Below are 7414 nucleotides of genomic sequence, written 5' to 3'. Positions count from 1 at the left end.
CGTCGAGGCCATGAGGCACGGCGAGCTGCCGCGCACCCTGCACGTCGACGAGCCGAGCCCGCACGTCGACTGGAGCGCCGGCGCCGTCAGCCTCCTCACGGAGAACACGCCGTGGCCGCGCAACGGCCGGCCCCGCCGTGCGGCCGTCTCCTCCTTCGGCATCAGCGGCACCAACGCCCACCTCGTCCTCGAAGAACCCCCGGCGGAGCAGCCCGTCGCCGAGCCGGAGCCCCCGGAGGCCGCCCCCGTGCCCTGGGTCGTCTCCGCGAAGGACGAGCAGGCGCTGCGCGCGCGGGCCGGGCAGCTCGCGGAACTGGCGGAGCAGCCGGGGCAGCACCCGGTGGACGTGGCGTTCTCGCTCGCCGCCGACCAGGCCCTCTTCGAGCACCGGGCCGTCGTGGTCGCGTCCGGCCGCGAAGGGTTCGCGCGCGGGCTGGGCGCGCTCGCCCGCGGCGCCGAGGCGCCGGGCCTGGTCACGGGCGCGGGCGCCGCGCCCGCGGGCGCGCCCGGCAGGACGGTCTTCGTGTTCCCCGGGCAGGGCGCGCAGTGGGAGGGCATGGCCGCGGGCCTGTTGGAGACCTCTGAGGTCTTCCGGCGCGAGATGACGGCGTGCGACCGGGCCCTGGCCCCGTACGTGGACTGGTCGCTGCTCGACGTCGTCCGCGGCGCTCCGGACGCGCCCACCCTGGACCGGGTCGACGTGGTGCAGCCCGCGCTGTTCGCGATGATGGTCTCCCTGGCGGCCGTGTGGCGGGCGGCGGGAGTGCTGCCCGACGCGGTGGTCGGGCACTCGCAGGGCGAGATCGCCGCGGCGTACGTCGCGGGCGCCCTTCCGCTGGAGGACGCGGCGCGTGTGGTGGCCCTGCGCAGCCAGGCGCTGACATCCGTGACCGGCCGCGGCGGCATGGCCGCGGTCTCGCTGCCGGCGGCCGAGGTCCGGGAACTGCTGGCCCCGTGGGGTGACGCGCTGAGCGTCGCCGCGGTCAACGGGCCCAGGTCCACGGTGGTCTCGGGCGACGCCGACGCGATCCACGAGCTGGTCGCCCGGTGCAAGGAGGACGGCGTGCGGGCGCGCAGCGTCCCCGTCGACTACGCCTCGCACTGCGCGCACGTCGACCCCGTCGCCGGGCCGCTGGAGGAGGCGCTCGCGGGCATCAGGCCGCGCACGTCCGACGTCGTCTTCCGCTCCACCGTCACCGGCGCCGCGCTGGACACGGCGGAGCTCGACGCGGGCTACTGGTTCCGCAACCTGCGGCAGCCCGTCGAGTTCGCCGGCACCGTCCGCGCGCTGATCGACTCCGGCCACCGGGTCTTCGTCGAGTGCAGCCCGCACCCGGTGCTGACCGCCGGCATGCAGGACCTGCTCGACGACGCCGGGGCCGACGGCGTGGTCCTTTCCACGCTGCGGCGCGACGAGGGCGGCTGGGAGCGCGTGCTCGCCTCCTTCGCCGAAGGCCACGTCGCGGGTGTGCCGGTGGACTGGCCGGTCGTCGTCGCGGGCTACCTCACCCGCGCCCCGCGCCGGGTCGACCTGCCCGGCTACCCGTTCCAGCGGCGGCGCTACTGGCTGGAGGCACCCGCGGCCGGGGCGGGCCTGGAGGAGGCCGGGCTGGCGTCCGTGCCGCATCCGCTGCTGGGCGCGGCGGTTGAGCTCGCGGACGCGGACACGACCGTGCTCTCCGGCCGCCTCGCCACGCGCACCCAGCCCTGGCTCGCGGACCACGCGCTCCTGGGCGGCGTCCTGCTGCCGGGCGCAGCGCTGGTCGACCTCGCGCTGCACGCGGGCCGCCGGTACGGGTCGCTCACCGTCGAGGAACTCGTGCTGGAGGCACCGCTGCCGTTGCCCGACGACGGAGCCGTGCACTGCCAGGTCGTGGTCGGCCCCGCGGACGCCGCGGGGCACCGCACGGTGAACGTGTACTCGCGGGCCGAGGACGGCCCCGACGACGCCGCGTGGGTCCGGCACGCCACCGGCACGCTCGCCCCCCGGGGCGCGGACCCGGGACCGGCGCCGCTGGCCCTGCCGCCGGCCGGGGCCGCCGCGGTGGACGTGCCGGAGCTGTACACGTCGCTGGCCGGGCGCGGCTACGACTACGGGCCCGCCTTCCGCTGCCTGCGGAAGGTGTGGCGGGACGGCCCGGAGGTCGTCGCCGAGGCGCGGCTCGCGGAGGAGCAGCAGCCCGGTGCCGGCGCCTTCGAGCTGCACCCCGCGCTGCTCGACGCCGCCCTGCACGCCGCTGCCGCAGCGCTGCCGCCCGCGCAGGGCGCGGTGCTCGTGCCGTTCTCGTGGAGCGGGGTGCGGCTGTTCGCGCCGGGGGCCGCGGAGATCCGGGTGCGCGCCACGCCGACCGGCGAGGACACGGTGGCGCTGCTCGTCACCGACCTGGCCGGCGCGCCCGTCGCCGAGGTGGCCGCGCTGACGGTGCGGGCGATGGACGCCGGGCAGCTGGCGGCGCTGCGGGCGGCCCGCCCCGCGCCGCTGCTCGGGCTCGACTGGCGGCCGGTCGCCGCGGACGGCGACGCGGAGCCCAAGGACGCGGCGGTGGCGGTGCTCGGCGACGACCCGTGGCAACTGGCCGCGGAGGGGCCGTCCGAGCGCTACGCCGACCTGGCCGCGGCGCGGGCCGGCGGGGCGGCCACGCTGCTGGTGGAGTGCGTGCCCGGCGCCGGCGCGGTGCCCGCCGCGACGCACGCCGCGGTGGCGTGGGCCTTCGGCCTGATCACCTCCTTCGCCGCCGGGGAGACCCCGGGGCGGCTGGTGTTCGTCACCCGCGGCGCGGTCGCGACCCACGCGGGCGAGGCCGTCACCGACCTGCCGGGCGCGGCGGTGTGGGGCCTGGTGCGCACCGCGCAGTCCGAGCACCCGGGCCGGTTCGGCCTGCTGGACATCGACGCGCGTGCCGCGTCCGTGGCGGCGCTCGCCCGGGTCGCGGGGGCCGGCGAGCCCCAGGCGGCCCTGCGCGACGGCGCCGTGTACGCCCCGCGGCTGGCCGCGATCGAACCGGGCGACGCGCTCGCGCCGCCCGAGGACTCGGCGCACTGGCAGCTCGTCTACACCGGCCAGGGCTCCTCCGACGGGCTGGCGCTCGCCGCGGGCCCGGCCGGGGAGCCGCTGCGGGAGGGCCAGGTCAGGGTCGCGGTGCGGGCGGCGGGCCTGAACTTCCGCGAGGTCGTCCTCGCGCTCGGCATGGTGCGCGGCGACACGCGCCCGCCCGCGGGCGAGGCCGCGGGCGTCGTCGTCGAGACCGGACCCGGCGTCACCGGGATCGGCGTCGGCGACCGCGTGGCGGGGCTGATGTCCACCGGTGCGGGACCGCTCGCGGTGGCCGACCACCGGATGGTCGCGCGCGTCCCGGACGGCGTGACCTTCGCGCAGGCCGCGACGATCCCGGTGGTGTTCCTCACCGCCTACTACGGCCTGGCGGAGATCGCCGGGGTGCGCGCGGGGGAGTCGCTGCTGCTCCACGCGGCGACGGGCGGTGTCGGCATGGCGACCCTGCAACTGGCCCGGGAATGGGGCGTGACGGTCTTCGGGACGGCGAGCCCCGGCAAGTGGGACGTGCTGCGCGGCCTCGGTCTCGACGACGCGCACATCGCGTCCTCGCGCGATCTGGGCTTCGAGGAGTCCTTCCGCGCGGCCACCGGCGGGCGCGGCGTCGACGTCGTGCTCAACTCGCTCGCCGGGGAGTACGTGGACGCCTCGCTGCGGCTGCTGGCCGACGGCGGGCGGTTCCTGGAGATGGGCAAGACCGACATCCGCGACACGGACGCGGTCGCCGCGATCCGGCCCGACGTGCTGTACCGGGCCTACGACGTCACCGACCGCGGACCCGACCACGTACGGGGCATGTTCGGCGAGCTGATGCCGATGTTCGAGCGGGGCGAGCTGGCCCCGCTGCCGGTCACGGCGTGGGATCTGCGGCGCGCGCCCGAGGCCTTCCGCTTCCTGAGCCAGGCCCGGCACACCGGCAAGATCGTCCTGACCGTGCCGCGCGGGATCGACCCCGGGGGCACCGTGCTGATCACCGGCGGCACCGGCATGATCGGGCGGCACGTCGCCCGCAGGCTGGTCACCGAGCACGGGGCGCGGCGGCTGCTGCTCCTGAGCCGGCGCGGCGCCGCGACCGAGGGGATCGCCGAACTCGTCGCGGAGTTCGCCGAGCTGGGCGCCCGGGTGGACGTGGCCGCGTGCGACGCGGCCGACCGCGACGCGCTCGCCGCGACGCTGGCGGCGGTGCCCGCCGGGCATCCGCTGACGGCGGTCGTGCACGCGGCGGGCGTCATCGACGACGGCCTGCTCGCCGACCTGACGCCGGACCGCTTCGCGGCCGTGCTGCGCCCGAAGGTCGACGCGGCATGGAACCTCCACGAGCTGACCGCGGATCTGGACCTGTCCGCCTTCGTGGTGTTCTCGTCCGTGACGGGCACGCTGGGCACCCCCGGCCAGGCCAACTACGCGGCGGCCAACGCGTTCCTGGACGCGCTGGCGCAGCACCGGCGCGCGCTGGGGCTCCCGGCGACATCGGTCGCGTGGGGCCTGTGGGCCGAGCAGAGTGCGATGACCGGGCACCTGGACGGCGCCGACCTGGCCCGTATGGAACGCTCGGGCCTCAGCCCGCTGTCCGCCGAGGAGGGCGTGGCGCTGTTCGACTCGGCGCTGGACGCCTCCCGCCCGCTGGTGCTGGCCACCCGGCTGGACACCGGCGCGCTGCGGGCCGCGGCAGCCCACTCCCCGGTGCCTGCGGTGCTGCTCGACCTCGCGCGGGCGCCGCACCCGGACGGCACCTCCGGCGCGGCCGGGGACCAGGCCGGGTCGTGGCGGGAACGGCTCGCGCAGGCGCCCGCGGGCGGCCGGACGGAGCTGCTCGTGGAGCTGGTGCGCGCGCAGGTGGCGATGGTGCTCGGGCACTCCGCGCCGCACGACGTACGGCCCGACGGCGCGTTCAAGGAACTGGGCTTCGACTCGCTGACCTCCGTCGAGCTGCGCAACCGGCTGAACGGCGCGACGGGCCTGCGGCTGCCGGCCACGCTGGCCTTCGACCATCCCACCCCGGAGCGTGTGGCGGCGTACCTGCACGCCCAGCTCGGCGGCGACGACGCCGACGGCGGCGACGGGGACTTCCCCGCACTGTCGGCGCTGGACGAGCTGGACCGGCTGGAGGCGGCCCTGCGCCAGTCCCCGCCGGTCAACGGCCACTTCGAACGCGTGGAAGCCCGGGTGGAGGCATTCCTGCACCTGATCCGCGAGCTGCGGAGCACTGCGGACGACTCCTCGCCGTCCGTCGTCGGCGCCCTGGCCTCGGCGACGGACGAGGAGATCTTCGACTTCATCGACAACGAGCTCTGAGAGGGCGCCCGCAATGGCGAACGAGGACAAACTCCGGGACTACCTCAGGCGGGTCACCGGTGATCTGCACCAGACCCGGGAGCGGCTGCGTGCGGTGGAGGCCAGGGAGCGCGAGCCGATCGCCGTCGTCGCGATGGCCTGCCGCTACCCCGGCGGCGTCAACTCGCCCGACGACCTGTGGGACCTGGTCGAGCGGGGCGGCGACGCGGTCGGCGACTTTCCCACCGACCGCGGCTGGGACGTCGAAGCGCTCTACGACCCCGACCCGGACCGTTCCGGCAAGGCGTACGTGCGGTGCGGCGGCTTCCTCGACGACGCGGCGGGCTTCGACGCCGGCTTCTTCGGCGTCAACCCGCGCGAGGCCGCGGCGGCAGACCCGCAGCACCGGCTGCTGCTGGAACTCACGTGGGAGCTGCTGGAGCGGGCGCGGGTGCCCGCGGCGGCCCTGCGCGGCAGCGACACCGGCGTGTTCGCGGGGGTGATCGCCGCCGAGTACGGGCCGCGGCTGCACGACGCGGCGGGCGGCCACGAGGGCTACCTGCTCACCGGCAAGACCCCGAGCGTCGCGTCGGGGCGGGTCGCGTACACGTTCGGCTTCGAGGGACCGGCCCTGACGGTCGACACGGCGTGCTCGTCGTCGCTCGTCGCGATACACCTGGCCTGCCGCGCGCTGCGGTCCCGCGAGTGCGGGCTCGCGGTGGCCGGCGGGGCGACGGTGCTCGCCACCCCCGGCGTGTTCGTGGAGTTCAGCCGACAGCGCGGGCTCGCGCCCGACGGGCGCTGCAAGCCCTTCTCCGCGACCGCGGACGGCACGAACTTCGCCGAGGGCGGCGGCCTGGTGCTGCTGGAACGGCTCTCGGACGCCGAACGCAACGGGCACCAGGTGCTCGCGGTGATCCGCGGCAGCGCGATCAACCAGGACGGCGCCTCGAACGGCCTGACCGCCCCCAACGGACCGTCCCAGGAGCGCGTGATCCGGCAGGCGCTGGCCGAGGCCGGGCTGACGCCCGACCAGGTTGACGCGGTGGAGGCGCACGGTACGGGCACGGCGCTGGGCGACCCCATCGAGGCGCAGGCCCTCCAGGCCACCTACGGCCGCAACCGGCCCGCGGACCGGCCCCTGCGCCTGGGCTCGGTGAAGTCCAACATCGGCCACACCCAGGCGGCGGCCGGTGTCGCGGGCATCATCAAGATGGTCCAGGCCATGGCCCACGGCGAGCTGCCCCGTACCCTGCACGCCGACGAGCCGACCCCCCACGTCGACTGGACGTCCGGCGCCGTCACCCTCCTCACCGGCAACACCCCGTGGCCCCGCAACGGCCACCCGCGGCGTGCGGCCGTCTCCTCCTTCGGCATCAGCGGCACCAACGCCCACCTCGTCCTGGAGGAGGCGGCCCCCGCGGAGCCGCAGGAGAACGCCGACGAGGACACCGCCGCTCCCACCGCCTCCGAGGGCGGAACCTGGCCGGGCAGCGCCACCGCCTCCCCCCGGGGCGTGCTGCCGCCGTGGGTGCTCTCGGCGGCCGGCGGCGACGCCCTGGGGGAGCAGGCACGGCGGCTGCTCGCGCACGTGACCGCGCACCCGGAACTGACCGGCGCCGACATCGGGTTCTCGCTCGCCACGACCCGTACCCCGCTGGACCACCGCGCCGCCCTCACCGGCACGGACCGCGCCGGCCTCGTCGAAGGCCTGCGGGCACTGGCCGAGGGCCGCGAGGCACCCGGCGTGAGCACGGGTGGCGCGGCACCCGGCGGCCGGACCGCGTTCCTCTTCACCGGCCAGGGCAGCCAGCACCCGGGCATGGGCCGCGAACTGTACGCCGCCCACCCGGTGTTCGCCTCGGCCTTCGACGCCGTCGCGGCGGAGATCGACCCGCGGACCGACCGTCCGCTGCACGACGTGGTGTTCGCCGACCCGGCGGCCGGTCCCGACGCCCCGATCCACCGGACGGCCCACGCACAGGTGGGGCTGTTCGCTTTCGAGGTGGCGCTTTTCCGGTTGGTGGAGTCGTGGGGTCTGCGGCCGGATTTTGTGATGGGGCATTCGGTGGGGGAGGTTGCGGCTGC

The 7414-nt window shown here is 76.7% G+C and carries 1 protein-coding gene and 1 pseudogene; both read left to right on the top strand.

Going from position 1 to position 7414, the window contains the following annotated elements; translation table 11 throughout:
- Nucleotides 1-10: 10 nt before the first annotated feature.
- Nucleotides 11-5347, top strand: a pseudogene (locus IH54_RS0138040) (SDR family NAD(P)-dependent oxidoreductase); the annotation flags it as partial.
- 13 nt (nt 5348-5360) lie between these two features.
- The coding region (locus tag IH54_RS0138035; protein ID WP_031525965.1) for a type I polyketide synthase at nt 5361-7414 on the top strand (2054 nt) is incomplete at its 3' end.

It is taken from the genome of Streptomyces sp. NRRL F-5123 (assembly GCF_000721495.1).
In the GTDB taxonomy this organism is placed as follows: domain Bacteria; phylum Actinomycetota; class Actinomycetes; order Streptomycetales; family Streptomycetaceae; genus Actinacidiphila.
The sequence above is the reverse complement of the archived record's forward strand: the minus strand, read 5'-3'. Positions and strand labels throughout refer to the sequence as shown.